The sequence below is a fragment of the Paraburkholderia unamae genome (genome assembly GCF_003268775.1).
GTDB classification, from domain to species: Bacteria; Pseudomonadota; Gammaproteobacteria; order Burkholderiales; family Burkholderiaceae; genus Paraburkholderia; species Paraburkholderia unamae.
On the sequence record NZ_QLSU01000005.1, the window covers coordinates 114401 to 140709 of the forward strand.

22 protein-coding genes and 1 tRNA gene are annotated in these 26309 nt (G+C 65.7%); 15 read left to right on the plus strand and 8 right to left on the minus strand.

The window, feature by feature from the left end; translation table 11 throughout:
- Positions 1–81: 81 nt before the first annotated feature.
- From carA to gloB, 3 genes are all read right to left on the minus strand, one after another.
- Positions 82–1218: a glutamine-hydrolyzing carbamoyl-phosphate synthase small subunit gene (carA, locus tag C7401_RS09960; RefSeq protein ID WP_112171224.1), complete on the minus strand. Its 1137-nt coding sequence runs from the start codon at positions 1216–1218 to the stop codon at positions 82–84.
- A 598-nt stretch (positions 1219–1816) separates the two neighbouring features.
- Positions 1817–3460: a transglycosylase SLT domain-containing protein gene (locus tag C7401_RS09965; RefSeq protein ID WP_112171225.1), complete on the minus strand. Its 1644-nt coding sequence runs from the start codon at positions 3458–3460 to the stop codon at positions 1817–1819.
- Between the two features lie 154 nt (positions 3461–3614).
- Entirely contained in the window at positions 3615–4463 is an 849-nt protein-coding gene (gene gloB / locus C7401_RS09970; RefSeq protein ID WP_112171226.1) for a hydroxyacylglutathione hydrolase, read from the minus strand.
- Between the two features lie 20 nt (positions 4464–4483).
- Here gloB and C7401_RS09975 point away from each other — a divergent pair, with 20 nt between their 5' ends.
- The 7 genes from C7401_RS09975 (at position 4484) to C7401_RS10005 (ending at position 10954) form a co-directional block, all read left to right on the plus strand.
- Entirely contained in the window at positions 4484–5350 is an 867-nt protein-coding gene (locus C7401_RS09975) for a class I SAM-dependent methyltransferase (RefSeq protein WP_112171227.1), read from the plus strand.
- Entirely contained in the window at positions 5347–5796 is a 450-nt protein-coding gene (rnhA, locus tag C7401_RS09980) for a ribonuclease HI (protein ID WP_112171228.1), read from the plus strand. The genes C7401_RS09975 and rnhA overlap by 4 nt, the downstream gene beginning before the upstream one ends.
- A gap of 45 nt (positions 5797–5841) precedes the next feature.
- Complete coding sequence (dnaQ, locus tag C7401_RS09985) at positions 5842–6588, plus strand: DNA polymerase III subunit epsilon (protein WP_112171229.1); 747 nt, start codon at positions 5842–5844, stop codon at positions 6586–6588.
- 49 nt (positions 6589–6637) lie between these two features.
- A tRNA-Val gene (locus C7401_RS09990) sits at positions 6638–6712 on the plus strand.
- 424 nt (positions 6713–7136) lie between these two features.
- The gene (locus C7401_RS09995) at positions 7137–8441 is read left to right on the plus strand and encodes an MFS transporter (RefSeq protein WP_112171230.1); all 1305 of its coding nucleotides are present in this window, start codon (positions 7137–7139) and stop codon (positions 8439–8441) included.
- Positions 8442–8550: 109 nt separating this feature from the next.
- Positions 8551–9465, plus strand: coding sequence for a TauD/TfdA dioxygenase family protein (locus C7401_RS10000; protein ID WP_181565542.1), 915 nt, complete (start codon positions 8551–8553; stop codon positions 9463–9465).
- Between the two features lie 31 nt (positions 9466–9496).
- A complete protein-coding gene (locus C7401_RS10005; RefSeq protein ID WP_112171232.1) occupies positions 9497–10954 on the plus strand; it encodes an aldehyde dehydrogenase family protein in 1458 nt (485 codons plus the stop codon).
- 57 nt (positions 10955–11011) lie between these two features.
- Here C7401_RS10005 and C7401_RS10010 read toward each other — a convergent pair whose 3' ends face one another.
- Both C7401_RS10010 and C7401_RS10015 read right to left on the minus strand, forming a co-directional pair.
- The gene (locus tag C7401_RS10010; protein WP_112171233.1) at positions 11012–11374 is read right to left on the minus strand and encodes a BON domain-containing protein; all 363 of its coding nucleotides are present in this window, start codon (positions 11372–11374) and stop codon (positions 11012–11014) included.
- A gap of 63 nt (positions 11375–11437) precedes the next feature.
- A complete protein-coding gene (locus C7401_RS10015; protein WP_112171234.1) occupies positions 11438–12553 on the minus strand; it encodes a porin in 1116 nt (371 codons plus the stop codon).
- A gap of 296 nt (positions 12554–12849) precedes the next feature.
- Between C7401_RS10015 and C7401_RS10020 the strand changes: the two genes are divergently transcribed.
- The 8 genes from C7401_RS10020 to C7401_RS10055 all read left to right on the plus strand — a co-directional run bounded on the left by C7401_RS10020 (position 12850) and on the right by C7401_RS10055 (position 22672).
- On the plus strand, positions 12850–13446 hold the full coding sequence (locus C7401_RS10020; RefSeq protein WP_112171235.1) for a DUF2889 domain-containing protein: 597 nt from the start codon (positions 12850–12852) through the stop codon (positions 13444–13446).
- A 231-nt stretch (positions 13447–13677) separates the two neighbouring features.
- On the plus strand, positions 13678–16434 hold the full coding sequence (locus C7401_RS10025; RefSeq protein WP_244314852.1) for a winged helix-turn-helix domain-containing protein: 2757 nt from the start codon (positions 13678–13680) through the stop codon (positions 16432–16434).
- Positions 16435–16615: 181 nt separating this feature from the next.
- The gene (locus C7401_RS10030) at positions 16616–18496 is read left to right on the plus strand and encodes a feruloyl-CoA synthase (RefSeq protein WP_112171236.1); all 1881 of its coding nucleotides are present in this window, start codon (positions 16616–16618) and stop codon (positions 18494–18496) included.
- 57 nt (positions 18497–18553) lie between these two features.
- Positions 18554–19693, plus strand: coding sequence for an acyl-CoA dehydrogenase family protein (locus C7401_RS10035; RefSeq protein WP_112171237.1), 1140 nt, complete (start codon positions 18554–18556; stop codon positions 19691–19693).
- 29 nt (positions 19694–19722) lie between these two features.
- A complete protein-coding gene (locus tag C7401_RS10040) occupies positions 19723–20910 on the plus strand; it encodes a lipid-transfer protein (protein ID WP_112171238.1) in 1188 nt (395 codons plus the stop codon).
- 34 nt (positions 20911–20944) lie between these two features.
- Complete coding sequence (locus tag C7401_RS10045; RefSeq protein ID WP_112171239.1) at positions 20945–21385, plus strand: MaoC family dehydratase N-terminal domain-containing protein; 441 nt, start codon at positions 20945–20947, stop codon at positions 21383–21385.
- 13 nt (positions 21386–21398) lie between these two features.
- Positions 21399–21812 (plus strand): MaoC family dehydratase, encoded by a 414-nt coding sequence (locus C7401_RS10050; RefSeq protein ID WP_112171240.1) that lies wholly within the window; start codon positions 21399–21401, stop codon positions 21810–21812.
- 35 nt (positions 21813–21847) lie between these two features.
- Entirely contained in the window at positions 21848–22672 is an 825-nt protein-coding gene (locus C7401_RS10055; protein ID WP_112171241.1) for an SDR family NAD(P)-dependent oxidoreductase, read from the plus strand.
- A gap of 85 nt (positions 22673–22757) precedes the next feature.
- Here the strand turns inward: C7401_RS10055 and C7401_RS10060 are convergent, their stop codons facing one another.
- From C7401_RS10060 to C7401_RS10070, 3 genes are all read right to left on the minus strand, one after another.
- Complete coding sequence (locus C7401_RS10060; protein ID WP_112171242.1) at positions 22758–23222, minus strand: DUF2214 family protein; 465 nt, start codon at positions 23220–23222, stop codon at positions 22758–22760.
- 98 nt (positions 23223–23320) lie between these two features.
- The gene (locus C7401_RS10065; protein WP_112171243.1) at positions 23321–24292 is read right to left on the minus strand and encodes a hypothetical protein; all 972 of its coding nucleotides are present in this window, start codon (positions 24290–24292) and stop codon (positions 23321–23323) included.
- 212 nt (positions 24293–24504) lie between these two features.
- A complete protein-coding gene (locus C7401_RS10070) occupies positions 24505–25569 on the minus strand; it encodes a glycosyltransferase family 4 protein (protein ID WP_112171244.1) in 1065 nt (354 codons plus the stop codon).
- Positions 25570–26309: the final 740 nt, after the last annotated feature.

Here is a 26309-nt window from a genome sequence, read left to right on the forward strand (position 1 = left end):
CGCCCGGGTGCGCGCGTGGGCCGTGTTCGGCTTCGGCTCGCTGCGCACCCTGCTCTGCTCATTCCTGCCGGCTCGCTGCGCTTAGGCCTTTGCCTTGTCCATCAGCGCCGTGAAGCGATCGAACAGGTAACCGATGTCGTGCGGACCCGGCGACGCTTCCGGGTGGCCCTGGAAGCAGAACGCGGGCTTGTCGGTCAGCTCGAACCCTTGCAGCGTGCCGTCGAACAGCGACACGTGCGTCACGCGCGCGTTTGCGGGCAGCGTGTCGGCGTCCACCGCGAAACCGTGGTTCTGCGACGTGATGACCACGCGGCCGTTGCCGAGATCCTTCACCGGATGGTTCGCGCCATGGTGGCCCGTCTTCATCTTCATGGTTTTGGCGCCCACGGCGAGGCCCATGATCTGGTGACCGAGGCAGATGCCGAAGGTCGGGATGCCGCGCTCGATAAAGGCTTGCGTGGCCTTGATCGCGTAGTCGCACGGCTCCGGGTCGCCGGGGCCGTTCGAGAGGAACACGCCGTCCGGGTTGAGCGCGAGCGCGTCTTCAGCCGTGGACTGCGCCGGCAGCACCGTCACGTCGCAGCCGCGCTCGGCCAGCATGCGCAGGATGTTCTGCTTCACGCCGTAGTCGAACGCGACGACCTTGTACTTCGGCGCCGACTGCGTGCGGTAGCCTTCGCCCAGACGCCATTCCGTGGTGTTCCACTGGTACGGCTTGTCGGTCGAAACGACCTTGGCGAGGTCCATGCCCGCGAGGCCCGGGAACGAGCGCGCAAGTTCGATGGCACGGGCTTCGTCGTCGGAACCGGCGAGGATCGCGCCGTTCTGCGCGCCCTTGTCGCGCAGGATACGCGTGAGCTTGCGCGTGTCGATACCGGCGATGGCGACCACGCCTTCGTCCTTCAGATAGTCGCCGAGCGTACGCTCCATGCGGAAGTTCGAGGCGAGCGTGGGCAGGTCGCGAATGATCAGACCGGCGGCATGGACTTTCGTGGCTTCGACGTCTTCGGCATTGACGCCGACGTTGCCGATATGCGGATACGTGAGGGTGACGATCTGGCGAGCGTAGCTCGGGTCGGTCAGGATTTCCTGATAACCGGTGATGGCCGTGTTGAACACGACTTCACCGATCGTATGACCCGGCGCGCCGATCGAGTAACCACGAAAGACCGTGCCGTCGGCGAGCGCGAGCAGAGCGGGAGAGAATGACGGCAACACGGGAGACTCCTTGGGGGAGCACCCTGTGCCGACCTGTTATCCGACGTTGCGATCTTGCGACCTGGGAGCGGCTGCGGCGTCGGCATTCCAGCCTGATGGGGCGGGAACGCGCGCGCGGCTCGCTCGTTTCGCTGCTTCTCCGTGCGTTTTTTGGCTGTCCCTGGCGCCGGGCCTGAACGTGCGTTTGTGACGCTCGATCGGGCGGCAGCCGGCCAGTCGACGGTGAAGCGCGGGCGGCGGATGAACGGATGGGAGGAGGTAGGCGCTAGGGTGCGGGTTGATAAGCTCAAACCTTGAAATTATAGCGCGAAAGTCACCTTTCCTTCAAATTTCAGGATGACGCCGGCGACGGCGAGCGCCCTCGCACCCCGGTGCACGGCACTTTCCACTATAGCGGGCAGCCGCACGGCGGCAAGCAATGCCTCGCGCAACGCAACCGCATTCCCGCCCTTTTTCGATGCGGCCCACCAATGAAAACGCCGCCACCTGGCGGGGTGACGGCGTCAAGCGCAACAAAATGAACAAAACGGAAAAGTGATCGGAGCGAAATACCATGCGCTGCCCCCGCAACGCACGTTTGAGCACCCTTCGCCAGCCGCTATTTTGTCTTGTGCTTCTGCGTTTGGGTTTCGGCCTTCGCGCGGCTTGCCGCACCCTTGGACGCCTTGCTGGGCGCAGCGCTGACCGTTTTGGCCTTGACCGGTTCGGAAACCTTGACGACCTCGGTGTGCGCGCGACCGTGCTTCTTATCGTATCGCGACTTTGGCCCCGTGTCTGCAACGCGGGTGCCAATTCGCTGCACGCCGCCGCCCGAAACGTTCGTTGCCAGACGCTCAGGCCCCGGTTCGCTCGGCATGGCCTTGTTGACCGGCACGTGCAGCACGAGCACCTGACCCGGCGCGACGAGATCGCGGCGCGTCTTGTTCCAGGCCTTCAACTGCCCAACCGACACGCCATAGCGGCTTGCCACCGTTTCCATCGACTGCTTGCGGCGCACGCGGATCAGCATCTTGCGCGTGTCGGGCACGTCCGGCTCCATGGCCAGCACGGCGCTTTCGGCCACGTCGGCGCTGATGTCCTCGTCGTCGGCGTCGTCGGTGCGCGGCACCACGAGTGTCGAGCCCGCCTTCAGGCGCATGCCCGCCGGAATCTTGTTCACCGACATCAGCGTGTCAGCGTCCACGCCGATCTTCTGCGCGATCGCGGCCGGCGTGGTGCGCGCGTCGGTCGTGTAGACCGTCCACGAGGAAAGCTGGCCCGAGTACGACTTGAGGTTGCGCTCGAAGGCGCTCGCGTTGTCGAACGGCAGGAGGATCTGCGGGTCGGTCGCACCCAGGATGACCGGCTTCTTGAACGACGGGTTGAGCGAGCGGAACTCGTCGGTCGACATGTTCGCGAGCTTGGCGGCGACATCCACGTCGATGTCGTGCGAGGTCGTGACCGTGACGAAATACGGGTGGTTCGGAATGGACGGCAGCGTGAGCCCGTACTGCTGCGGGTTCATCACGATGTTCTTGACCGCTTGCAGCTTCGGCACGTAATTACGTGTTTCGTTCGGCATGCGCAGGCTTTGATAGTCCGTCGGCAGGCCTGCCGCCTCGTTGCGCGCAATGGCGCGCTGCACGTTGCCCTCACCCCAGTTGTAGGCGGCGAGCGCGAGATACCAGTCGCCGAACATGTCGTGCAAGCGCGAGAGATAGTCGAGCGCGGCGCTGGTCGAGGCCAGCACGTCGCGGCGCTCGTCCTGCCACATGTTCTGCTTGAGGTTGTAGGTGCGGCCGGTGCCCGGCACGAACTGCCACATGCCGGCCGCCTTCGCGACCGAGAGCGCCTGCGGGTTGTACGCCGATTCGATGAAGGGCAGCAGCGCGAGCTCGGTGGGCATGTGCCGCGCCTCGAGTTCCTCGACGATGTGGTAGAGGTACTTTTGCGAACGCTCGGTCATGCGCGCGACGTAGTCGGGCCGCTGCGCATACCAGTTGGCGTTCATGTCGACCAGATCGCTCTGGAGGTCGGGCATCTGGAAGCCGCGACGGATGCGCCCCCAAAGGTCGGCATCGGCGCTCGTCAACTGATTGACGGAACCTTGATCGACGTTAATCGTTTCTTTCGCTGCGGAGGTCCTGCGAATGAGGTCGGCGTTGGTTTGGGCGTTGGCTGGGGCTAGTGAACTCGCAGACTGTCCCCCGCCCGCACAGGCGGCGAGCATGAGGACCAGCAGCGCACTGAGTATGAATCGCATGAAAATCTACATCCGCATGGCTGGAATTTGCAGCCGATAGTACGGAACGAGTCCGTTTCCGTCAATCGGAATTGTTTGAAAAAAATCCATGAAATCCATAGCTTGGGTGTGATTCCGGACGATTGGGTTGAGCATGCCCCCTGACCCGGGTGGGTCAGCGGAACCGATTCTTCCATTCGCGCATCATCGTGAAAGCCCCGAGCCGATCCGGCACCGGTTCGTGCAGCGCCTCGGTGAGCGCGGCCTGGACAGCCGCATCACCCGCGCGCAGGAACGGATTGACGGCGCGCTCGTGCGCGATCGTCGTGGGCAGGGTCGGCACGCCGCGCTCGCGCAATGACGCCGCCTCGCGACTCCAGTCGCGCAGTGCGGCGTTTTTGGGATCGCAGGCAAGCGCGAAGCGGATGTTCGACAGCGTGTATTCGTGTGCGCAATGCACGTGGGTCTCGCCCGGCAACGCCGCGAGCGCATCGAGCGACGCGAGCATCTGCGTGGGCGTACCCTCGAAGAGGCGGCCGCAGCCGCAGGCGAACAGCGTGTCGCCGCAAAAAAGATGCGGCGTGCCGGTGGTGTCGGCGGCCTGGAAGTACGCGATGTGGCCGCGCGTGTGGCCCGGCACGTCGATCACCGTGAAGTCGAGCGCGGGGGCATCCAGGTGCACCGTGTCGCCGCCCTTCACGCGCGTGACGAACGGATCGAGCGGGCCGAGCGCCTCGCCGGCGGGACCGTAGACGGGCACGCGCGCGTGCGCGAGCAGGTCCGCCACACCGCCGACATGGTCGTTGTGGTGATGGGTGAGTAAAATAGCGACGAGCCGCCAGCCGCGTTGCGCGAGGTACGCGCGAACCGGCGCGGCGTCGCCCGGATCGACGGCGACGGCATTGAGGCCGTCCGACACGACCCAGATGTAATTGTCTTCAAAGGCCGGAACCGGTACGTACTCGTATACAGCGCAAGCAGCGCTCGTCTCGCACGAACGCGCGTACTCAAGCGGACTCTTCATGGGGCGACGTATTTTTCGACATGTCTGACCGATTGATTATAGACTGGCCCGCCTGGACCGCATCGCCTGCCGGCAGGTATGTGCTCGGTTGGGAACAGAAGCAGCTCGACCGCGTGGTGTCGAACGTATTCGGCTACCATGCGTTGCAGCTCGGCCTGCCCCAACTCGACGCCCTGCGCGAGAACCGCATGTCGTGCCGCGGCCTCGTGCTCGACGCCGCCAGCGCCGCGAGCGCGCCTTATACCGTGCCGGGCGCAGTGCCAATGGGCGTGCCGGGCGCGCCGGAAGGCGTCGGCTTGCCTGCCGCCGTCGGGCCGCAGGCGCCCCACGCCCCCCTGGGCCGCAGCACCGTGTGGTGCGACTATCTCGATCTGCCGTTCGAGGCGCAGAGCGTCGACCTCATCGTGATGCCGCATACGCTCGAATTCACGAGCGACCCGCACCGCCTGCTGCGCGAGGCCGAACGCGTGCTGATGCCTGAAGGGCAACTGCTGATCGTCGGCTTCAACTCGCTTTCGCTGTGGGGCGCTCGCCAGTCGGTGGGCAAGCTGACCGGCCATCCGTTCCTGCCCGCGCGGCAGGACCTGATCGCCTTCACGCGCCTGAAAGACTGGATCAAGCTGCTCGGCTTCGAGCTTGAACGCGGGCGCTTCGGCTGCTATCGTCCGCCGCTCGCGACCGAGCAGTGGCTTGGCCGCTACGGTTTCATGGAAGCCGCGGGCGACCGCTGGTGGCCGATTTTCGGCGCTATCTATATGGTCACGGCGATCAAGCGCGTGCGCGGCATGCGCCTCGTCGGACCGCTGAAGGTCAAAAAGCCGGTGCTGGCGGCGAGTTTGAAGGCGGCCGCCACCACCCCTTCCCCAACACGCAACAAGGACACATGAGCACACCCGATTTCGTCGAAATCTTCACGGACGGCGCCTGCAAGGGCAACCCCGGCCCCGGCGGCTGGGGCGCGCTGCTGCGCTTTGGCGGGCAGGAAAAGGAACTGTTCGGCGGCGAGCAAGGCACGACCAACAACCGCATGGAACTGATGGGCGTGATCGCGGCGCTCGAAGCGCTCAAGCGCCCGTGCAAGGTGATCGTGCACACCGACTCGCAGTACGTGCAAAAAGGCATCAGCGAGTGGATTCACGGCTGGAAGAAGAAGAACTGGATGACGGCCGCCAAAACGCCGGTCAAGAACGACGACCTGTGGAAACGCCTCGATGCGCTCGTCGCCCAGCACGAGATCGAGTGGCGCTGGGTGAAGGGCCACGCCGGCCACCCGGAGAACGAGCGCGCCGACGCGCTCGCGAACCGCGGCGTCGCCACGCTCGCCGCACGCTGAGCCGCCCCGTAGCACCTCGCGTCACCCTATTGAGCCTTACACGACATGCGCCAGATCATTCTCGATACCGAAACCACCGGCCTGAACGCCCGCACGGGCGACCGCATCATCGAAATCGGCTGCGTCGAGCTGGTGAACCGCCGGCTCACCGGCAACAACCTGCACTTCTACATGAACCCGGAACGCGACAGCGATCCGGGGGCGCTCGCGGTGCACGGCCTGACCACGGAGTTCCTCTCCGACAAGCCGAAGTTCGCCGAAGTCGCGGACCAGATCCTCGACTTCGTGACGGGCGCGGACATCATCATCCATAACGCTCCCTTCGACATCGGCTTTCTCGACGCCGAGCTCGCGCTGCTCGGCAAGCCGTCGTTCAAGGAACATTGCGGCGAGGTGATCGACACGCTCGTGCAGGCCAAGCAGATCTTCCCCGGCAAGCGCAACTCCCTCGACGCGCTGTGCGACCGCTTCGGCATCAGCAACGCGCACCGCACGCTGCACGGCGCGTTGCTCGACTCGGAACTGCTCGCCGAGGTCTATCTCGCGATGACGCGCGGCCAGGAGAGCCTCGTCATCGACATGCTGGGCGAGCACGCCGCGCCGGGCGAAGCCGCCGCGCCGCGCGTGCGGCTCGAGTCGATCGAATTGCCGGTAATCGCGGCCAGCGACGATGAGCTGAGCGCACACAATGCGCTGCTCGACGACCTCGACAAGGCGGTCAAGGGCACGGCGGTCTGGCGCACCCAACCCGCCCCTGCCGAAGAAAAAACGGCCGATGCGCAAAATGCTTAAAAAAGGGCTTTACAAGATCGAAAATGCCCGGCATAATTTGAATCTCTTCGGGTGGTTAGCTCAGCGGTAGAGCACTGCCTTCACACGGCAGGGGTCACTGGTTCGATCCCAGTACTACCCACCAGAATTCCTGGTGTTGGTAACGACAAACACCGAAGAATAAAAAGCCTCGTTGCGCAAGCAACGAGGCTTTTTGCTTTGTGGCTCTGCCTCGCAGCGCGCAACAGGCCGCACCTCTCTCTCCTGCCTCCTTCCCACTGAGGAAATCCCTGGCCTACCCGCCCGGGGTGGTTGCCCCGCGTGACCAGGCTCCTAAGGTAACGCCAGACACAGGCAATACCGAAAGCGCGATGGAAAACCCCGCGCACGGACAAGGAGACATCATGAAAACACCGGGCGTCATCGCTTCCCCCATCCATCTCGAAATCACCGACTTCCCGTCCTGATTCCACTGCGCCGGCCGGCGCGCGCAAACGTCTCGCGCAGACCTGGCCATATCCCGCGTTGCACACATCAGTCCGGCGCCAGCCGACACCACGAGATCGCCCATGTCCACTTCCTCTTCCTGGCAGCCGAAGTCCGCCTGGACCGTCACGGCCCTGCTCACGATACTCGCCACGATCAACTTTCTCGACAAGATCGTCCTCGGCATGGTCGCCGTGCCGCTCATGGCCGACATGCATCTCTCGCCGGCCCAGTTCGGCTTCGTCGCGGGCAGCTTTTTCTGGCTTTTCTCGACCTCGACGGTGCTCGTCGGCTTTCTTTCGAACCGTGTGCAAACGCGCTGGATCCTGCTCGCCATGGCCGTCAGCTGGTCGGTCTTGCAGATTCCGCAGGCGTTCACCACGAGCACGCTCGCGCTGCTGCTTTGCCGCGTGATACTCGGCGCGGCCGAAGGCCCGTCGTTCCCGACCTCGGTCCACGCCCTCTTCAAGTGGTTTCCCGATCACAAGCGCAGCGTGCCCGTCGCCGTCATCAACCAGGGCGCCGTGGTCGGCATGGTGCTGGCCGGGCTCCTGATTCCCGCGATCACCCAGCGCTGGGGCTGGCGCATCAACTTCTTCGTGCTCGCCGCGGTAGGCGTGGTCTGGTGCGCGCTGTGGCTCCTCTTCGGCCGTGAAGGCACGCTCGACACCGTGCGACGCACGAGTGCCGACTCCACCGCGCCGGTAACGGCCGGGGGGCCACGCCTGCCCTACCGCAAGATCCTCACCGACGCGTCCATTCTCTCGGTGTTCCTGCTCGGCTTCGTCGCCTACTGGCTGCTCGGTCAGACCATCACGTGGCTGCCCACCTACCTCGAAAAGGGACTCGGCTTCGACGGCATCACGGCGGGCCGCCTCTTCGCGCTCGTCATCGCGTTCGCCGCCCCCATCAACATCGGCTTGAGCGCGCTCTCGCAGCGCATGCTTCGGCTCGGCGCGACCACGCGCGATGCCCGTGCGCGGCTCACGAGCATCGTCATGATCGCGGGCGCGCTGCTCTTCTTCGTGCTGGCCGCGATCGATCTCACGCCCATGCAGAAGGTACTCTGCTATGCCCTTGCAGCCGCGCTGTCCACGTTCTGCCTGACGCTGGGCCCCGCCATGATCGCCGAGATGGTGCCGCTCGCCCAGCGCGGCTCGGTCATCGCAATCAATACCGCCGTTGCGAGTCTCGGCGCGGCCGTCGGGCCCGCCGTAGTCGGCCGGCTCATCCAGGCGAATTCCGCCACGGGCGCGCACGCCTACGAGATCGGCATTGGCGTCACGGCGGTGCTGCTGTTCCTCGCGGCGCTGGCCGCGTTGCGCTGGCTGCATCCCGAGCGCTCGCTGCGCACGCCAGGCGAAGCCGCGGCGCCGGTTACCGCCTGAACGAACGGGGCGCGCGCCGCGCGCGATTCATCGAAGAACCGAAGAAAGAGCCGCCGCCCACGGCGGCCAAACCCATACCTATACCTATACGTCGATCATGGAGAGTCACATGCAAGCAACCGTCTGCGCGCCCGTCGAGGCACAGGCCAATCCTCAGCAGTCCGAAAGCTGGCCCTTTACCGTCACCCGCCACACGCCGACCATCGGCGCGGAGATCGGCGACATCGACCTGCGCGATCCGCTCGACGATGCGACCTACCTGGCGTTGCGCCGCGCGCTGCTCAAGTACAAGGTCCTGTTCTTCCGCGACCAGGACATCACGCCCGCGCAGCACGTGGCCATCGCCCGCCGCTTCGGCGAACTGGAAGTCCATCCGGCGTTTCCGCATCACTCGGACCATCCCGAACTGGTCGTTCTCGGCCGCAACGATGCGAAGCGCGGCCGCGAGAACCTCTACCACTCCGATGTATCGTGGCGCGAGATCCCCTCGATGGGCTCGATGCTGCGCTGCGTGACATGCCCCGAGGTCGGCGGCGACACTTTGTGGATCAACATGGTCGCGGCCTACGAAGGCCTGCCCGACGACGTCAAGACGCGCATCGCCGATCTCACGGCCACGCACGATTTTCTGCCGCTCTTCGGTATCGCCGTACCGCAAGATCAGCATGCCGAAATGAAAAAGCACTTCCCGCCCGTCACGCATCCGGTCGTGCGCACGCACCCGGAAACCGGCGAGAAAATCCTTTACGTCAACGAGGCCTTCACGACGCACCTGGCCAACTATGGCCACAAGAGCGCCGAGCAGTATCGCGTGGGCTTCGACTTCAAGCTCGCCGAAATGGAGCTGCTCCAGCGCCTGTTTCGCCAGGCGCAGGTGCCCGAGTACCAGGTGCGCCTGAAATGGCGGCCGAACACGATCGCGTTCTGGGACAACCGGTCGTGCCAGCACTATGCGATCCAGGACTACTACCCGGCCGTGCGGCACATGATGCGCGCCACCGTGATCGGCGATCGACCGGTTTGAGCCGGTCCCCGACCGACACTGGAGACACATCATGAAAACGTTGAACCGCTTCTATATCGACGGGCAATGGGTCGAGCCCGCGCGACCGGGCGCCGATGACGCCAATAACGACACCGACGCCAATAGCGCCCCGTTCGACATCGTCGATCCCGCAAGCGAAGAACGCATCGGCACCCTCGCGATGGGCTGCGCCGAGGACACCGATCGCGCCGTCGCTGCCGCGCGCGCCGCTTTTCCCGCATGGTCCGAAACGAGCCGCGAAACGCGTATCGCCCTGCTCGAGCGCATCGCCACGATCTATCAGCGACGCCTGCCCGACATCGCCGACGCGGTACGCCAGGAAATCGGCGCGCCCATCTCGCTGTGCAACGCGCTCCAGGCGCCGATCGGCCTCGCCCAGTTGCGCGCGGCCATCGACACGCTGCGCGATTTCCTGTTCGAAACGACGCATGGCAAGAGCTACGTGCGCCGCGAGGCGATCGGCGTCGCCGCGCTCATCACGCCCTGGAACTGGCCGCTGAACCAGATCGCGGCCAAGGTCGCGCCCGCGCTCGCGGCGGGCTGCACCGTGGTGCTCAAGCCTTCGGAGATCGCCCCGCTCGACGCCATGATCTTCGCCGACATCCTGCACGAGGCCGGCACGCCGCCGGGCGTGTTCAACATGGTGTTCGGCGCAGGCCCCACCGTAGGCGCACGGCTCGCCTCGCATCCCGACGTCGACATGGTCTCCATCACTGGCTCGACGCGCGCGGGCGTGGAAGTCGCGATCAGCGCCGCGCCTACCGTCAAGCGCGTCGCCCAGGAACTGGGCGGCAAATCCGCTTTGCTCATTCTCGACGACGCCGATCTCCAGAGCGCCGTGACGAGCGGTGTCGCGCAGTGCATGGCGAACGCCGGGCAAACCTGCATCGCGCCCACGCGCATGCTCGTGCCACGCGCGCGCCACGACGAAGCCGTCGCCATCGCGGCGGCCGCCGCGAACACCGTGACGGTCGGCGACCCGACGGATCCGGCCACGCGCATGGGTCCCCTCGCCAACCGCGCACAGTACGAGAAAGTTCAGCACATGATCGAAACCGGCATTGCCGAAGGCGCGCGCCTCGCGGCAGGCGGCCCGGGTCGCCCGCCGGGCCTCGCGCGCGGCTTCTATGCGAGGCCCACGATCTTCGCCGGCGTTCACAACGGCATGACGATCGCGCGTGAAGAGATCTTCGGCCCCGTGCTCGCGATCATCCCCTACGACGACGAAGAGGACGCCATCCGCATTGCGAACGACAGCGTCTACGGACTCGCGGGCTATATCGCCACGAACGATGCGCAGCGCGCGCGAAGAGTGGCGGCGCGCCTGCGTGTGGGCTCGGTGCGCATCAACGGCGCGATGCTCGACGTGAACGTGCCCTTTGGCGGCTACAAGACGTCCGGCAACGGCCGCGAGTACGGCGCCGAGGGCCTCGCCGAATTTCTCGAATGCAAGTCGGTGACGATGTAGGCGAAACAAAAGGAAACGGGACCGTTGCCGGTCCCGCTCGCCCGTCCCGTCGGCGGGTTAGAACGTCGAGAGTGTCAACGTGTTCTTCACCGAATTCACCCCCGTCACACCCTGGGCAACGCGCGTCGCCTGATCGATCTGCGCCTGTTCCGGCACCCATCCCTCCAGCGTCACCGCGCCATGGGTCGCGCGCACGCTAATGCCGCTCGCGCGCAGCCCCTTCGCTTTCGCGAGGGCGTTCAGCACGCGTCGGCGCAGGGCGCGATCGGCGGCCTTCGACGGAGCTGGCGCGGCGTCGGCCGAGGCCGCCTCGCCAAGGGGCGCGGAAGCCGGCGCCTCACCGCCCTGCGCATGAGCCTGCAATGAGGCGGCAAAAAGCATGGCCATGGCAAACATGCGGCCGTCGCGGGTGAAATTCATTCTGGTCCCTCCTCGTTGATTGCTGTCGACTGCGAATAGCGGCTGGCCCGCGGCATGAGCGGGTCAGAAGCGGTGCGTCATGCCAAGCACGGCGAGCACCTGCTTCGTGCCGCCTTCCGTCACCGAGACACCCGGCCAGCTCATCGTGGCGCTGCCGTTGTTCTTCAGGTAGCCCGCGCGCATGTAGAACGCCGTGCGCTTCGAGATGCTGTGGTCATAGCCGACCTGCACGCCCGGAGTGTTGTCGTGCGCGCCGCGCACATTGCGCTCGACGGCTGCGACCTCAATCGTATCGGCCGGTGTGGCCTGAATCGTCGCGCCGAACTCCATCAGGCTCGACGACTTGCCCGCACCGAGCAGGGCCGCGAGCGAGTGCGGCGCAGCGTCGTGTGGACGGTTATATGCGTAGTTGAATTGCAGATTGACGATGCCGATGCGGTAGCCGAGCGCGCTCGTAAAGTGCTCGGTCCCAAGCAGGTTGAGCGCGGCGGGCAACCCCGCGATCGTCGCCGTACCGGGATGCTGGTACTGGTAGGCGATGCCCGCGTACAGCCCGTACGCCGAATACGAGAGCCCCAGGTCGAGCGTGTTGCCCGAGGTCTCCGGCACCGGCTGAGTGGTGGTAGCCGAAAAGCCGTACAGCGCATAAAGCTGGAAACCCGCGAGATTCGGTGACTTGTAGAGTATCGAGTTGCTCGTGCGGCCCGTTGCGTACTGGGCGGCGAGTGTGTTGCGATCGACTGCCAGCACCCCCGCCGAAAGCGGCGAAAGAATTTCGTTGCCGCGGAAAGGATCGGACGGGTAGACGACCCAGAACGTCGGCTGATACTGGCGCCCAAATGTAAGCGAGCCGTACTTGTCGTGTGTGAGGCCCACCCATGCTTGCCGGTAGAAGAGCGCGGTGGTATCCGCGAACAGCCCTCCGTTATTGATGTTGTACCCGGCTTCGACGTTGAACACCGCTTTCAGGCTGTTGCCGAGATCCTCACTCCCTTTCAGGCCGAACATCGATCCGGCGTTTCCGCCACTTCGTTCGGAATACGAATGTTTACCTCCGTTATCCAGATACTGGAGGAATACATCGGCCACACCGTACAACGTCACGTTCGACTGCGCCGCGACGCTGCCGGCCATCACGGCCAGCGTGGCACCGCAAATCCCTTTGCTGATAAAACGCATGCACGTCTCCTCTTTTTTGATTGCCGCGTGCGAGAGGCGCGGCGAATGTGCAACCGGTTTGCGCCGTCTGGCGCCGGCAGGCACATGCGGCGCAGTGTTGCAGGGACGAATTGACGAGCAACTACCCAAACGGAGTGGGGACGGGAATACCCCGACCGGCACGCGTTCTTCCGCGAGACCCGGCAATGCCTGCGCGCGGCGGCCACCCGCGCGGGGTGGGGACACTTGCCCGAACCCCGTGCACCATCGCGATATCGCGCCTTTCGTCGCTGTGGCGTATTCAGGAGTGGCATCTCATGTCTCAAAATTACACCGCGGAGGTGCCGCGGAAATTGGCGCACACGCGCCAGATCGTTTGCACCGGCTACGTGCGCGAGGACGGCCTCTACGACATCGAAGCCCGCATGACGGACACGAAGGGCCACGACTCGGCCCTGTTGTTCAAGGACGTGCCGAGTGGCGGCGCGATCCACGACATGCGGCTCACGCTCACGGTCGATGAGACTCTCGTGATCCGCGCGGCGCACGCGCGCACGGACAGCGCGCCCACGCCCTGGTGCGCGCAGATCAACGAGGCCTACGCGAAGCTGGTTGGCATCACGATTGGCAATGGTTTCATGAAGGAAGTGAAGACGCGGTTGGGCGGCACGCGGGGTTGCACGCACCTCACGGAACTGCTCGGCCCGATGGCCACCACGGCGTTCCAGACGCTCATTGGGCTGCGGCAGGACGCGCATGAGCGCCTGGCCGAAGCCGTGCGCGGCGAGCGCTCGCCGCTGCTTCCCATGCTCGACACGTGCCACGCCTGGCGCGCGCAAGGCGAAGTGGTTCATGTCCTGCGCGAACGCTCCGGCGCCGCGCCCGCCCGAGCGCAAGCGGCCGCCGATGCCTAGCCGCCTTCGCCGTTGGGCGCCGGACCTCGTTGCACCGCCGCATTGCAGTGCGGCAAGCTCCGCCGCTCCCCCCGCGCGTTCGCGCAACCGCGCGCGCTACAATAGCCCGATCCTCGTTTGGTCATCGGGCGCGCGCAGTCATCGCGCCGCCACGACTGCAAGGCGCACGCGAACATGCCGCAACGCCGGCCCGATTCCCCTTCTGCCGCCACCGGCGCATCGCCCCGGGTGATGGCACCGCGCAACAAGACGCGCGTCGTCGCGCGCGAGCGTGTGGTCGGCCAGTTGATCGAAGCCCGCCGCAAGCGCTGCATCGTGCTCCAGGGGCCCGCCGGCTGCGGCAAGACCACCACGTTGCTCGCCTGGCGCGAGGCGCTGCTGCCGCTCGGCTTCGACCTCGCCTGGCTCACGCTCGCGCCCGAAGACGACGACCTGGCAAGCTTCGTCGACGGCCTCGTGGCGAGTCTCGCCCAGGTCGATCCCGCCATTTGCCGCGAAGCCGCCCTCCTCGGCGGGCGCGGCGTGGACGACGAAGCGGTCGAGCGCACCGTCATCGCGCTCGTGCGCGCCATCGCCAGCCGCTCCGCCGACCTCGCCCTCGTCGTCGACGACCTCGACCACGTCACCAACCCGCGCAGTCATCGCGCGTTGCAATGGCTCATCGACTACGCGCCGCCCAACCTGCACATCGCGCTCGTGTCGCGCGGCAGTTTTCCTGTGTCGCTTGGCCGCCTGCGCGATCAGGATCTGGTGCTCGAACTCAACATGCGCGACCTGCGCTTCACCTTTGCCGAATCGGCGCAATACCTGCGCGCGCAACTCGGCGAGGTGAGCGAGCGCGATGCGCGCGAAATGCATGAATTGACCGACGGCTGGGTAACGGGCCTTCAGCTCTTCGCCATGCACCTCAAGCGCCGCCGCACGTCCATCGGCACAGCGGACGTCTCGGCGTCGCTCGCAAGCACGCATCTGCACGACGCGCGCGCGTTCGGCGACTACTTCGAGCGCGCAGTCCTGTCGCGCCTTTCCGCGAGCGAAGTCGAGTTGCTCGTGCGCATGTCGGTTTGCGCTCGCCTGTGCTCGTCGCTGTGCGTCGCGCTGGTCGGCGACGAGCAGCCGTCGGGCGAAGTGCTCGCGCTGCTCGCGCGCCTCGAAAACGACAACCTCTTCATCGCGCAGATCGAGCGCGTGGGCAACGAGACCTGGTACCGGCTCAATCCCCTGTTTCGCGAAACCTTGCTCGAACGCTTGCGCGAACGCAGCGAGTTCTTGCAGCGCAAAGTGCACCATGCGGCGTGGTGCTGGTTCCGCGACCATGGACTCAGGGAAGAAGCGGTGCGCCACGCACTGCTGGCCGGCGAACCGGCCGCCGCCGCCGAACTCGTACTCAAGGTGGCGCGCAAGCTGCAATTCTCGGGCGATCTGCGCCGGCTCGCCTCGCTAATGCATCTGCTGCCGCATGCCGAGATCGAGGCGAGGATCGACTTGCGCCTGTGGCGACTGCAACTCCAGTTGTATGCGCGAGACTTCGAGGCCTGCGCCGCCACCATCGCCCGCCTCGACGCCGACATTCCCGCGGACGACGTCGCCGCACGATACCGGCTCACGCTGCTGCGCGCCGCCGTCGACGTGCAGCGTGACGACGCCGAAAGCGCCATGGCGATCCTGCCGCAGATACTCGCCACGCCGCCCGACACCAACAGCATATCGATCGGCGCGCGCAACAATCTGCTGTCGTGGCTCTACATGCGCCACGGAGACTACGAGCAGGCCCGCGCCATCCAGTCCGATGCAGATCATCTGCTGTTCGCCGGCGCGCCGTTGATCGGCACCCCAGGCGGCATGCTCAACGGCCGCTGCATCGTCGGCTTCAGTTACGCCCTCGAAGGGCGCTTCCAGGAAGTCGAGCGCATCAGCCGCGACGTGCTCGCGGAGGCCGACCAGCGCGGCAGCAGCGCGGCGGAAGCCGCTTGCCTCGCGGCAGCCCAGCTAGGCGAGGCGCTCTATGAGTTCAACGACATCGCCGGTGCGCGACGGCTGCTCGAAGACCGCGTCGACGTGCTCGAACGCGTGTCCATTCCGGACTCCGTACTACGCGTGTTCACCGTGCTTTCGGCGGCGCACTGGGCCGAGGGGCACCGGCTCGATGCGCTCGCCTACCTCGAGCGGCTCGAAGAATACGCAAGCCGCCAGGGTCTGGCGCGGCTCCTCGCGCACAGTCTCGCCGCGCAGGTTCGCCAGCATCTGCAATGCGGCCAGTACGACGACGCGCAAAGCCACCTCGCGCGCCTCGACATGATCGCGGCGCGCCTGCGGCCCACGCAGCCGAATGCGTGGCACGACGCTCACGCGCTCGCCGAGCGCTCGCATGTGAGCTGGTGCCTCGCACACGAAGACTTCGAGGGTGCGGCCATGCGCCTGCCGGCGCTCATCGCGCTTTGCGGCGAGCGCGGCGGGCAGCATCACGTCGTCCAGCTACGCATGCAATCGGCGCTCGTGGACCAGCGGCGCGGGCGTATGGACACGGCACGGGGCACCGCGCTCATGGGCCTGCGCCTCGGCCACCGGCTTGGCCTCGTGCGCAGCGTGCTCGACGTCGACCCCGGCATCGTCTCGTTCGCTGAACAGGTCGTGCGCGCGGGCTTGCCTGGCACTGCGGATGATCGTGACGACAGCGTCGACCCGGTGCTGGCCTTCTACGTCGACCGCTTGCGCGCCGCGCAGGCGAGCGCCGCCGCCCTCGCGAGCACGACGAACGAAGCGGCGCTCGAGCGCGTTGCGGCGCCAGGCGGCGCCGACACGCTCAGCGAGCGCGAAACGAAGGTCGTGAGCCTGCTCGCGCAAGCGATGCCCAACAAGAAAATCGCGCGCACGCTGGGCATTTCGCCGGAAACGGTCAAATGGCACCTCAAGAACATCTACGGCAAGCTCGGCGTGTCGAGCCGCGACGAAGCGGTCGCCCGCGTGCGCGACCTCGGCATCGAATAGCCGACCTGCGTCTTCCGCACGCGGGCGCGCAGGCGCTACCCGGTTCGGGTGGTACGGCCCACCGCTCCACCCGCTATCCTTGGTTTCAAGGGGTTCCGCCCGGCGGAACCCCGCCCGACACAGACACAATCAACGTGGTGCGGCCTACGGACTGCACGCAAACGTCAGGAGACACGGCTCAATGAGTACGCTCACGGCCAACATTTCGCCGCCGCTCGCCTTCCGGCCGGTCCGCATGCCCCATCGCCAGACGCTCGTTGAAAAGCACCGCGACGGCAGCTTGATCCTCCGTCCGGCCAACCCGCCGCCCGCCATCGCCGAAGGCAGCTTCGCGGATTTCATCGAGAGTTGGGCGAGCACGCGCGGCGAGAGCGCCGCCTTCTGTGAGCGCGGCGGCGACGGCGCGTGGCGGCGCGTAAGCTGGCGCGAGTTATGGCAGCAAGTGCAGTGTGTCGGCGCAGCCCTCCTTGAGATGGGCCTCGATCAGGCACATCCGCTTATGCTGCTTTCTGGCAATTCGATCGAGCAAGCCATCGTGCTGCTCGCCGCCGAATACGTGGGCGTTCCCATCGCGCCGGTTTCACCCGCCTACTCAACGCTGAGCCAGGACTTCGCACGCCTGAGGGCCGTGGTCGATCTGGTGCCGCCCGCGGCGCTGTTCGTGCAGAGCACCACACCCTTCGAGCGCGCACTCGCCGCGCTCGCGCATCTGGGCGCCCCGGTCATCGCCGTGCGCGGCGCCGGCGCAGGCCAGATCGACTGGGCGACGCTCTCGCACACGGAACTGACCGAGTCGCGCCGCGCGGCCGTTGCCGCCGCGCACGCGGCAATCGCGCCCGAGGCGACGGCACGCGTGCTCTTCACGTCGGGCTCGACCGGCACGCCCAAGGGCGTCAACCTGACTTACCGCAACTTCAAGGCGGTAGCCTCCTATTTCGCCGACAACCTCGCCTTCCTGCGCGACACCGAGCCCGTGTTCCTCGACTGGCTGCCGTGGCACCACGGTCTGGGCGGCGTGCTGAACCTGGGGCGCTCGATCCAGTTCGGCGCGACCCACTATATCGACGACGGTCGTCCCGTGCCCGGCATGATCGAGCGCACGGTGCGCAACCTGCGCGAGGTGGCGCCCACGATCTTCACGAGCGTGCCCTCGGCCTGGACCGTGCTCGCCAACGAGCTTGAACGCGATCCCGAACTTGCTGCGAACCTGTTCTCGAAGGTCCACTTCTTCGGCTACGGCGGCGCGAGCCTGCCCACCGAGGTCTGGGAGCGCATTCAGCGCGTCGCGGAAAAAACCATCGGCCAGCGCATCGCCTTCATGAGCGGTCTCGCCTGCACGGAAACGAGCGGCATGGGCACCTTCTGCGGCTGGCCCACCGACACGGTCGGCAATATCGGCACGCCGGTGCCGGGCTCCGAGGTCAAACTCGTGCCGCTCGAAGGCGCTGACGAGCGCTATGAGATCCGCATGCGCGGTGCGAACGTGTTCGGCGGCTATATCAAGCACCCCGAACTCACCGCTGCCGCTTTCGACGATGAAGGCTTCTTCAAGTTGGGCGACGCCGTGCGCTTCGCCAATCCGCATAATCCTTCGGAAGGCTTGCTGTTCGCGGGGCGCGTGGTCGAAGACTTCAAGCTCACCAACGGCACCTGGGTGCGCACGGGCGCAATGCGCCTCGCGCTGCTCGACCGCTGCGCACCGCTGCTCACCGACGCCGTGATCTGCGGGCACGATCATGCCTATGTCGCCGCGCTTGCCTGGCCGAACGTGGCCGCATGCCAGCGTCTCGCGCCGGAACTCGCCGGCCTCGACGCCGCCGCGCTCGTGCAGCACCCCATTCTCATTGCCGAGTTGAGCGAACGGCTGCGTGGGCAGCGGGGCCAGGGTGCGAGCGTTCACGTCGAGCGCCTCGTGCTGATGGCCGAACCGCCCTCCATGGACGCCAACGAGATCGCCGATAAGGGTTACGTCAATCAGGCCGTCACGCGTGCGCGCCGGGCTCACCTCGTCGACGCGCTTTATCTTCCCGAACCTGCCGCGCATATCGCACGCGCGCATTGATCCCCCCGCCTTGATCCACAGTCAAGAACGCAAACGCCTACATTCAGGAATCCTGATATGCAAATCAACCGCAACGTCTTCCGCGACGACCACGAGATGCTGCGCACCACTGCGCGCCGCTTCCTTGAAAAAGAATGCGTGCCGAAGCAGGCCGAATGGGACAAAGCCGGCAAGGTCGACCGCGAGACCTGGCTGAAAGCCGGCCGCGAAGGCCTGCTCTGCCTCACGCTACCCACCGAGTACGGCGGCGGCGGCGGCGACTTCGGCCACGCAGCCGTGCTCAACGAGGAAATCAACCGCGCCGGCGTGAGCGGCCTCGGGTTCCCGGTTCACTCGGACATCATCGCCCCGTATATCGCGCGCCTTGGCAACGAAGAACAGAAGCAGCGCTGGCTGCCGAAGGTTTGCTCGGGTGAATACATTCTGGCCATCGGCATGACCGAGCCTGGCACGGGAAGCGACCTGAAGGCCGTGCGCACGACCGCCATTCGCGACGGCGACGAATACGTGATCAACGGCAGCAAGACCTTCATCAGCAACGGTCTGAATGCCGACCTCATCATCATGGTCTGCAAGACTGACCCGGCGGCGGGCTCCAAAGGCGTGAGCCTGATCGTCGTGGAGGCGGACCGTGAAGGCTTCCGCCGCGGCCGCAAGCTCGACAAGGTAGGCCAGCACGCGCAGGACACGGCAGAACTCTTCTTCGACAACGTGCGCGTGCCGGTCTCGAACCGCCTCGGCGAGGAAGGTAAGGGTTTCGCGTATCTGATGGCGGAACTGCCGCAGGAACGGCTGTCGATCGCCGTGGGCGCGGCCGCGAAGCTCGAAGCGTGCCTCGAGCACACGCTGAACTACGTGAAGGACCGCAAGGCGTTCAACCAGACCGTGTGGGACTTCCAGAACACCAAGTTCAAGCTTGCCGACATCAAGGCCCAGGCGCTCGCCGTACGTCTGATGGTCGATCACTACCTCTCGGAGCACGTACGCCGCCGCCTCACGCTCGAAGAAGCGGCCGTGGTGAAGCTCTTTGCGACCGAGTCGCTCGGCAAGGCGCTCGACGACATGGTGCAACTGCATGGCGGCTACGGCTACATGCTCGAATATCCGGTGGCCCGCGCCTTCTGCGACTCGCGCGTCAACCGCATTTACGGCGGCACGAGCGAAGTGATGCGTGACCTGATCTCGCGCAAGCTTTAAAAAATCTCAATACATTTAGGAGTACCGATATGACTCGAAGCGCATATATCGCTGGCGTCGGCATGATTCCGTTCAAGAAGCCCGGCACGAGCGAAACCTACGACACGATGGGCGCCACGGCGATTCGCCAGGCGCTCGCCGACGCGGGGCTCGACTACACCGACGTGCAACAAGCCTACGCGGGCTATGTCTACGGCGACTCGACCAGCGGCCAAAAGGCGCTCTACCAGGTCGGCATGACGGGCATCCCCGTCATCAACGTGAACAACAACTGCGCGACCGGTTCGTCCGCGTTGTTCCTCGCGCGCCAGGCCGTGCAGAGCGGCGCCGTGGAATGTGCGCTGGCCGTCGGCTTCGAGTTCATGGGTCCGGGCGCGCTGAAGTCGGTGTGGACGGACCGCGCCAGCGCCCTGGAACGTGCGCTCGACGTCACCGACGAACTGGTCGGCCGCCCCGAGGGCCTGAGCAACGCCATTCGCCAGTTCGCCGGTGCGGGTATGTCGCATATGAAGAAGTACGGCACGAAGCTCGAAACCTTCGCGAAGATCCGTGCGAAGGCAAGCCGCCACGCCGCGCGCAATCCGCTCGCCGTGTTCCGTAACGTCGTCTCGACCGAAGACGTGATGGCCGCGCCGATGCTCTGGGAAGGCGTGCTCACGCGCCTCATGGCCTGCCCGCCCACCTGCGGCGCGGCGGCGGCGCTCGTGGTTTCCGAGGCGTTCGCGAAGAAGCGCGGCCTGCGCGCCAACGTGGTCATCGCGGGTCAGGCGCTCACCACCGACACGCCGAGCACGTACGACGCGCGTGACATGATCCGCGTGGTCGGCTTCGACATGACGCAGTCGGCGGCGAAGATCGCCTATGAGCAAGCCGGCATCGGCCCGCGCGACATCGACGTGATCGAGCTGCACGACTGCTTCGCGCAAAACGAGTTGCTGACCTATGAGGCGCTCGGCCTGTGCGCGGAAGGCGAAGGCGAAAAACTCGTCAACGACGGCGACAACACCTATGGCGGCGAATGGGTCGTCAATCCTTCGGGCGGCCTGCTCTCGAAGGGCCACCCGCTCGGCGCAACGGGCCTCGCGCAATGCTACGAACTCACGCAGCAACTGCGCGGCGCGGCCGGCGAGCGCCAGGTGGAAGGCGCGAAGGTCGCGCTCGCGCACAACGTGGGCCTGGGCGGCGCGTGCGTCGTCACGGTCTACAAGTCGGTTTGAACGTGAGCCTCGCTCGCGACTGAGGGCCATCGACATGATCGACAAACAATTCATCGGCAAGACGCTGCCCGCGTTTCGCGCGGTGGCGGAAGCCGGCCGGCTGCGCTTCTTCGCGAAGGCGATCGGCGAAACGAATCGCGTGTACTTCGACGAAGCCGCCGCGCGCGACGCGGGCCATCCCGCCCTGCCGCTGCCGCCCACGTTTCTGTTCTCGCTCGAATTCGAGCAGCCCGATGCGTCGTGGCGCGACGAGATCGGCATCGAGCTGCCACGCATTTTGCACGGCGAGCAGACCTTCACGTATCACCGGCTCGCTTATGCCGGCGATGTGCTGCTGTTCGAGTCGCGCATTGCGGACATCTACGACAAGAAAGGCGGCGCGCTGGAGTTCGTGGTGCGAGAGACGCGCGTAACGAACCAGCGCGGCGAGCATGTGGCCGATCTGCGCAGCGTGATCGTGCAACGCAACGGCTGAACGGAGAATTCGCATGACCATCCAGTACGACTCGATCAAGGTGGGCGACACCCTCCCCCCGCTCGAACTGCCCCCCGTCGACCGCAAGATGCTCGCGCTCTTCGCGGGGGCGTCGGGCGATCACAACGCCGTGCATATCGACATCGACTACGCGCGCCGCGCGGGCATGCCCGACGTGTTCGCGCACGGCATGCTCTCGATGGCCTGGCTCGGCCGCCTGCTCACGCAGTGGGTCGATCAGCGCCAGGTGCGCCAGTTCGGCGTGCGCTTCGTGGGCATCACGCATCTCGGCCATCGCATCGTCTGCACGGGGCGCGTGGTCGAGAAATTCCAGGCCGAAGGCGAGCAGCGCGTGCGCCTCGAAATCCAGACCGCCAACCAGTATGGCGAACCGCGCGTCGTGGGCGACGCCGTGGTTTCTCTATAAGCAATCCGAATCAAATGATCGAAGGAGAAAGCAGCATGGGTAAGCTCGATGGCAAGGTGGCGCTCGTCACCGGTTCGGGACGCGGCATTGGCCGCGCGATTGTGGAAAAGCTTGCGAGCGAAGGCGCCCGCATCGTCGTGAACGACCTCGACGCCGAACCGGCACACGAGACGGTCGAAGCGCTCAGGAAGATGGGCGCGCAAGCCGTGGCCTGCGTGGGCAACGTCACGGCCCCGGACTTCGCCGAGCGCTTCATCAACACGGCGATGAGCACGTATAAGGGCATCGATATCATCGTCAACAACGCCGGCTACACCTGGGACGACGTGATCCAGAAGATGACCGACGAGCAGTGGTACGCGATCCTCGACTGCCACATGACCGCGCCGTTCCGCATCCTGCGCGCCGCTTATCCGCACGTGAAGGCGCTGCACGCCGCCGACGTGGCCGAAGGGCGCGAGGTATATCGCAAGATCGTGAACATTTCGTCAGTGTCGGCGCTCAACGGCAACGCGGGGCAGATGAATTACTCGTCGGCCAAGGCAGGGGTGATCGGCATGACGCGCGCGCTCGCCCGTGAATGGGGGCGCTTCAACGTGAACGTGAACGCGGTGGCGTTCGGCCTGATCCACACGCGCATGACGAGCGCCGACGCGAAAGCGGGTGCGACGGTGAAAATCGACGGCCGCGATATTCGCGTGGGCCTGAACCCCGACATGCTCAAGACGCATGCGCAGCGCAATCCGCTCGGCCGCGGCGGCACGCCCGAGGAAGCGGCGGGCGGCGTGTATCTGTTCTGCTCGCCGGAGTCGAACTACATCACCGGGCAGACGGTGGCAGTCGCGGGCAACCTTCAGTAACGCGAAGCAACACGCTGCACCCCGGAAAACCCGCCGCCGCGCGGGTTTTCTTTTGGCTCGGCCAAAACGCTCTATTCAAAACGTCCTATTCGCCGCCGGTATCGAGGCCGATGCCGCGCGCCATGCCCGTGGCCGCGAACACCATCACGACGAGCAGCACCGTTTGCCACACGCCGATGCGTGCGTACTTCGGCGCACCCGTGAGGTCGGGCACATCGCCGCGCCGCACCGCGAGGCGCCAGCGCAGCAGTGCCATCATCGGTGCGATTTCAAGCAGGAGGATCAGCACGAGTGCGCCCATTTTTACGTGGAAGAGCGGTTCGTGCAGGTAGTACGCGGCGCCCTTCTCGAAGCCGCCGAACGCGCGCATTGCTCCGGTCACGACCAGCACGACCGCCGAGCCGCCCCAGCCGTTATCGGCGCGAAAGATCGCGGGCAGGTCTTCGGTGGAGGTGCAGCGGCGCAAGCCGCGAGTGCGCCGCAGGATCGAGGCGAGCGCGAAACCGAAGGCGAGCAGATGGACGGCGGCAAGCAACCAGCGTATGAGCATTGCGACTCCTTCGAACGGACGACAGGAACGGCAAGCAACGGCAAGAAGCAATGAGCAGCGGCAAGCGGGCGACGCGACGCGACGCGACGCGGGCAGTGTCAGGCCTGTTTCAGTGCGGCGTCGAGCGCACGCGCGGCCGCGCGGTCGCCTTCGGAAGCGAGCCGCGCGCGGAACACGGTCTGACGGTTGTGCCCCGCCGCGGCCGGCGAGTCCCACAGCAATTCGATCTTCGGCTGGCGTCCGGACTTGCCCGCGGGCGCAGCGGCGGGTGCGGCAGGTGCAGCCGCCGCCGGCGTCGCAGCGGGCGGCACGCTCCCCTGCGCGGAGGCGCCATCCGGTGCATCCGTGCTGACGTCAGGTCCGGCAATGTCGGCAACACCAGTCGCAGCGACAGCATCGCCGGTTTCGGTGACACCTGCCTGCATCCCGGCCGGCGCAGGCAAAAGCGCGGGACCGGGTGCGGACACGCCGCCAGGCGACGCGCCCGCCAGCCAGCGCACCGCAAGCTCGCGCGCGTCATACTGGCCAACCTTGCGGCTCTCCTGCCACACGACCGTCGTGCGCGTGGCGGCGTCGATCGACACAGCAAAGCGCCCGATCGCAAAACGCCGCGCCGCGAAATTGCTGCGCCAGAGCGCACGCGGCCGGCAGATCCACACCACGGCGGCATACAACGCCGGCGCGGCGACGAGCCAGCCATTGGTGTCGGCCACGGCGCGAATGGTGCTCCGCCAGCCCGCGGACCAGACGTACATCCCGATCGAGCCGATGGCGAACAGAAAACCGAGCACGCCGAAAAAGCGCAGCGCCTGGCGCAGCCACTGCGGCAGCGGGTGGAACGGCCGCTCGACGCGCGCCTTCGCGCCGGGCAGCACGATGAGCAGGAACAGGAAGACGAGGTTCAGGCACGCCGCGGGCGACGACGCCATGGCTTCGAGCGCGGCGAGGAAATTCATCTGCGCCATGGAGTGCAGCCAGCGCGCCAGGATCACGAGCCCGATCGCGCGCAGCGCGAAGAGCGTCCCGGCACCGGGTACGGTGGCCGTGGGCGTCGGTCGGGTTCTCGCCAAGGGAATACTCCTCTGCTCTGTCTTCATGGGCACCGCGGATTTTACGGCACGGCCATTATAGGGACATTAAGCGGGCGCCTCACTGCCGGCCGCCCTGAATCCCCGTCAATGTCCCGCTGACGTGACAACGCCCCGGTGCACGGGCACCGGGGCGCTGGAGGAAAAACGGAGGAAACCGGCCGCGCCGCAGCGCGCCCGGCTTCACTGCGAGCTTAGCCCGCGTTGACTTCGCGCAGCACCGTACGGTGCTTCTGGCGCAGCAGGTCTTCGTACACGGCGACGTAGTTGCGCGCCATCACCTTCGACGAGAAGCGGTCTTCGAACGCCTTGCGCACGGCGGCGCGCGGCAGCGTCGACAGGCGCTTGACCGCCGCGGCTGCACTGATTTCGTCTTCGACGACGAAGCCCGACACGCCGTTTTCGATGACTTCCGGCACCGAGCCGCGCTTGAAGGCGATGACCGGCGTACCGCAGGCCATGGCTTCGATCATGACGAGGCCGAAGGGCTCCGGCCAGTCGATCGGGAACACCAGGGCGTGCGCGTTGCCGAGGAACTCGCGCTTTTCGTGCTCGCCGATTTCGCCGATGTACTCGACGTGCGGCAGCGCCATCAGCGGCTTGATGACTTCTTCGTAGTAGGCGCGGTCGGCCTTGTCGATCTTGGCGGCGACCTTGAGCTTCATGCCCGCCTGGCCGGCGATGCGAATCGCCTTGTCAAGACCCTTCTCCGGCGAAACGCGGCCGAGGAAGGCAAGGTAGCCGGGCTCGACGTTCGGGATCGGCTTGAGCACGTCTTCCGGCAGGCCGTGGTAGACGGTCTGCTGCCAGTTGGCTTGCTGGAGCGGAATGCGCTGGTTGTCCGAGATCGAAACGACCGGCACGTCGTTGAACGCCGTGAAGATCGGTTGCAGTTCCGGCAGGTCCAGACGGCCGTGCATCGTGGTGACGAAGGGCACCGGCTGACGCTGGAACAGCGAGAACGGGTAGTAGTCGATGTGGAAATGCAGCACGTCGAACTCGTCCGCGCGGCGGCGCACTTCTTCGAGCAGCAGCATGTGCGGAGCCATCACATCGCGAATCGTCGGGTCGAGGCGCAGCGCCTGCGGCCAGAATGCTTCGAGCTTTGCCGAGGTGATCGAATCGCCGCTAGCGAAGAGCGTGACGTCGTGGCCCTGCTCGACCAGCGCTTCGGTCAGGTAGGAGACCACCCGTTCCGTGCCGCCGTACAGCTTGGGAGGAACCGCCTCGTGCAACGGAGCGATTTGAGCGATTCGCATAGTGGTGAACTCCTTCCTCGTAAAATATCGGGCAATAGACTGCAAATTTGACAATCGACCTATGCAGGCTGCGGCATCCTTGTCGCCACGCGCCATACCAGGCGTTCCTTACCGCTAACCGCGCCGGAATTCCGGACACAGACCCGACGCAGTTGTGAAGTGGCAAGAAAGCACACGCGGCGGTTCAGGCGGTAAACGCGCAGGGTTCGCGGTCGTTGACACAGAAGCTGTCAAATTCCCTACGCCGTCCGAGTCGGCATTATCCCGGACCAGGGAAAATACCGGCTAGATCATTTCAAAGTCTTTACGTTGTTACAAACCGGAAACACTCCGCAACCCACTGTTTTCTAAGACAGTTCTAGATTTGGGGACTGCGAGGCGAAACGCAACTGCGGACAAATGCCGCTTTTTGGCATCCCGGGTTGCACTCCTCCGCTCCGGCGGATGGCGTCACTGGCATGAGCACAGCGCCGTTCCGAATGCAATCCGTAATTCTATCTCTAAAACGTCTATCTCTAAAACGCCCCGGGATTCCTGTTGAACCTCTGCCGCAACAGCATGTCCCCAATCCGTATCCCCGGCGTTCGTGTCGCGATATGATGCGCGTCCGCCGGGCACAGGCGGTGCGCCATGTGCGTGGGGTGTTTACAATGCGGGAAGTCCGCCTTCGCTGCCGCGCGCCTGAAGCCGTTCGTAGCCGTTGCGCGCTTCCTCACTTTTTTGAACTTGCACGGACGAAG

Bases quoted from the DNA above. Each gene is read 5' to 3' on its own strand.
- C7401_RS09965 (WP_112171225.1), bottom strand. From the start codon at position 3,460: ATGCGATTCATACTCAGTGCGCTGCTGGTCCTCATGCTCGCCGCCTGT.
- gloB (WP_112171226.1), bottom strand. From the start codon at position 4,463: ATGAAGAGTCCGCTTGAGTACGCGCGTTCGTGCGAGACGAGCGCTGCT.
- C7401_RS09975 (WP_112171227.1), top strand. From the start codon at position 4,484: ATGTCTGACCGATTGATTATAGACTGGCCCGCCTGGACCGCATCGCCT.
- rnhA (WP_112171228.1), top strand. From the start codon at position 5,347: ATGAGCACACCCGATTTCGTCGAAATCTTCACGGACGGCGCCTGCAAG.
- dnaQ (WP_112171229.1), top strand. From the start codon at position 5,842: ATGCGCCAGATCATTCTCGATACCGAAACCACCGGCCTGAACGCCCGC.
- C7401_RS09995 (WP_112171230.1), top strand. From the start codon at position 7,137: ATGTCCACTTCCTCTTCCTGGCAGCCGAAGTCCGCCTGGACCGTCACG.
- C7401_RS10000 (WP_181565542.1), top strand. From the start codon at position 8,551: ATGCAAGCAACCGTCTGCGCGCCCGTCGAGGCACAGGCCAATCCTCAG.
- C7401_RS10005 (WP_112171232.1), top strand. From the start codon at position 9,497: ATGAAAACGTTGAACCGCTTCTATATCGACGGGCAATGGGTCGAGCCC.
- C7401_RS10010 (WP_112171233.1), bottom strand. From the start codon at position 11,374: ATGAATTTCACCCGCGACGGCCGCATGTTTGCCATGGCCATGCTTTTT.
- C7401_RS10015 (WP_112171234.1), bottom strand. From the start codon at position 12,553: ATGCGTTTTATCAGCAAAGGGATTTGCGGTGCCACGCTGGCCGTGATG.
- C7401_RS10020 (WP_112171235.1), top strand. From the start codon at position 12,850: ATGTCTCAAAATTACACCGCGGAGGTGCCGCGGAAATTGGCGCACACG.
- C7401_RS10025 (WP_244314852.1), top strand. From the start codon at position 13,678: ATGGCACCGCGCAACAAGACGCGCGTCGTCGCGCGCGAGCGTGTGGTC.
- C7401_RS10030 (WP_112171236.1), top strand. From the start codon at position 16,616: ATGAGTACGCTCACGGCCAACATTTCGCCGCCGCTCGCCTTCCGGCCG.
- C7401_RS10035 (WP_112171237.1), top strand. From the start codon at position 18,554: ATGCAAATCAACCGCAACGTCTTCCGCGACGACCACGAGATGCTGCGC.
- C7401_RS10040 (WP_112171238.1), top strand. From the start codon at position 19,723: ATGACTCGAAGCGCATATATCGCTGGCGTCGGCATGATTCCGTTCAAG.
- C7401_RS10045 (WP_112171239.1), top strand. From the start codon at position 20,945: ATGATCGACAAACAATTCATCGGCAAGACGCTGCCCGCGTTTCGCGCG.
- C7401_RS10050 (WP_112171240.1), top strand. From the start codon at position 21,399: ATGACCATCCAGTACGACTCGATCAAGGTGGGCGACACCCTCCCCCCG.
- C7401_RS10055 (WP_112171241.1), top strand. From the start codon at position 21,848: ATGGGTAAGCTCGATGGCAAGGTGGCGCTCGTCACCGGTTCGGGACGC.
- C7401_RS10060 (WP_112171242.1), bottom strand. From the start codon at position 23,222: ATGCTCATACGCTGGTTGCTTGCCGCCGTCCATCTGCTCGCCTTCGGT.
- C7401_RS10070 (WP_112171244.1), bottom strand. From the start codon at position 25,569: ATGCGAATCGCTCAAATCGCTCCGTTGCACGAGGCGGTTCCTCCCAAG.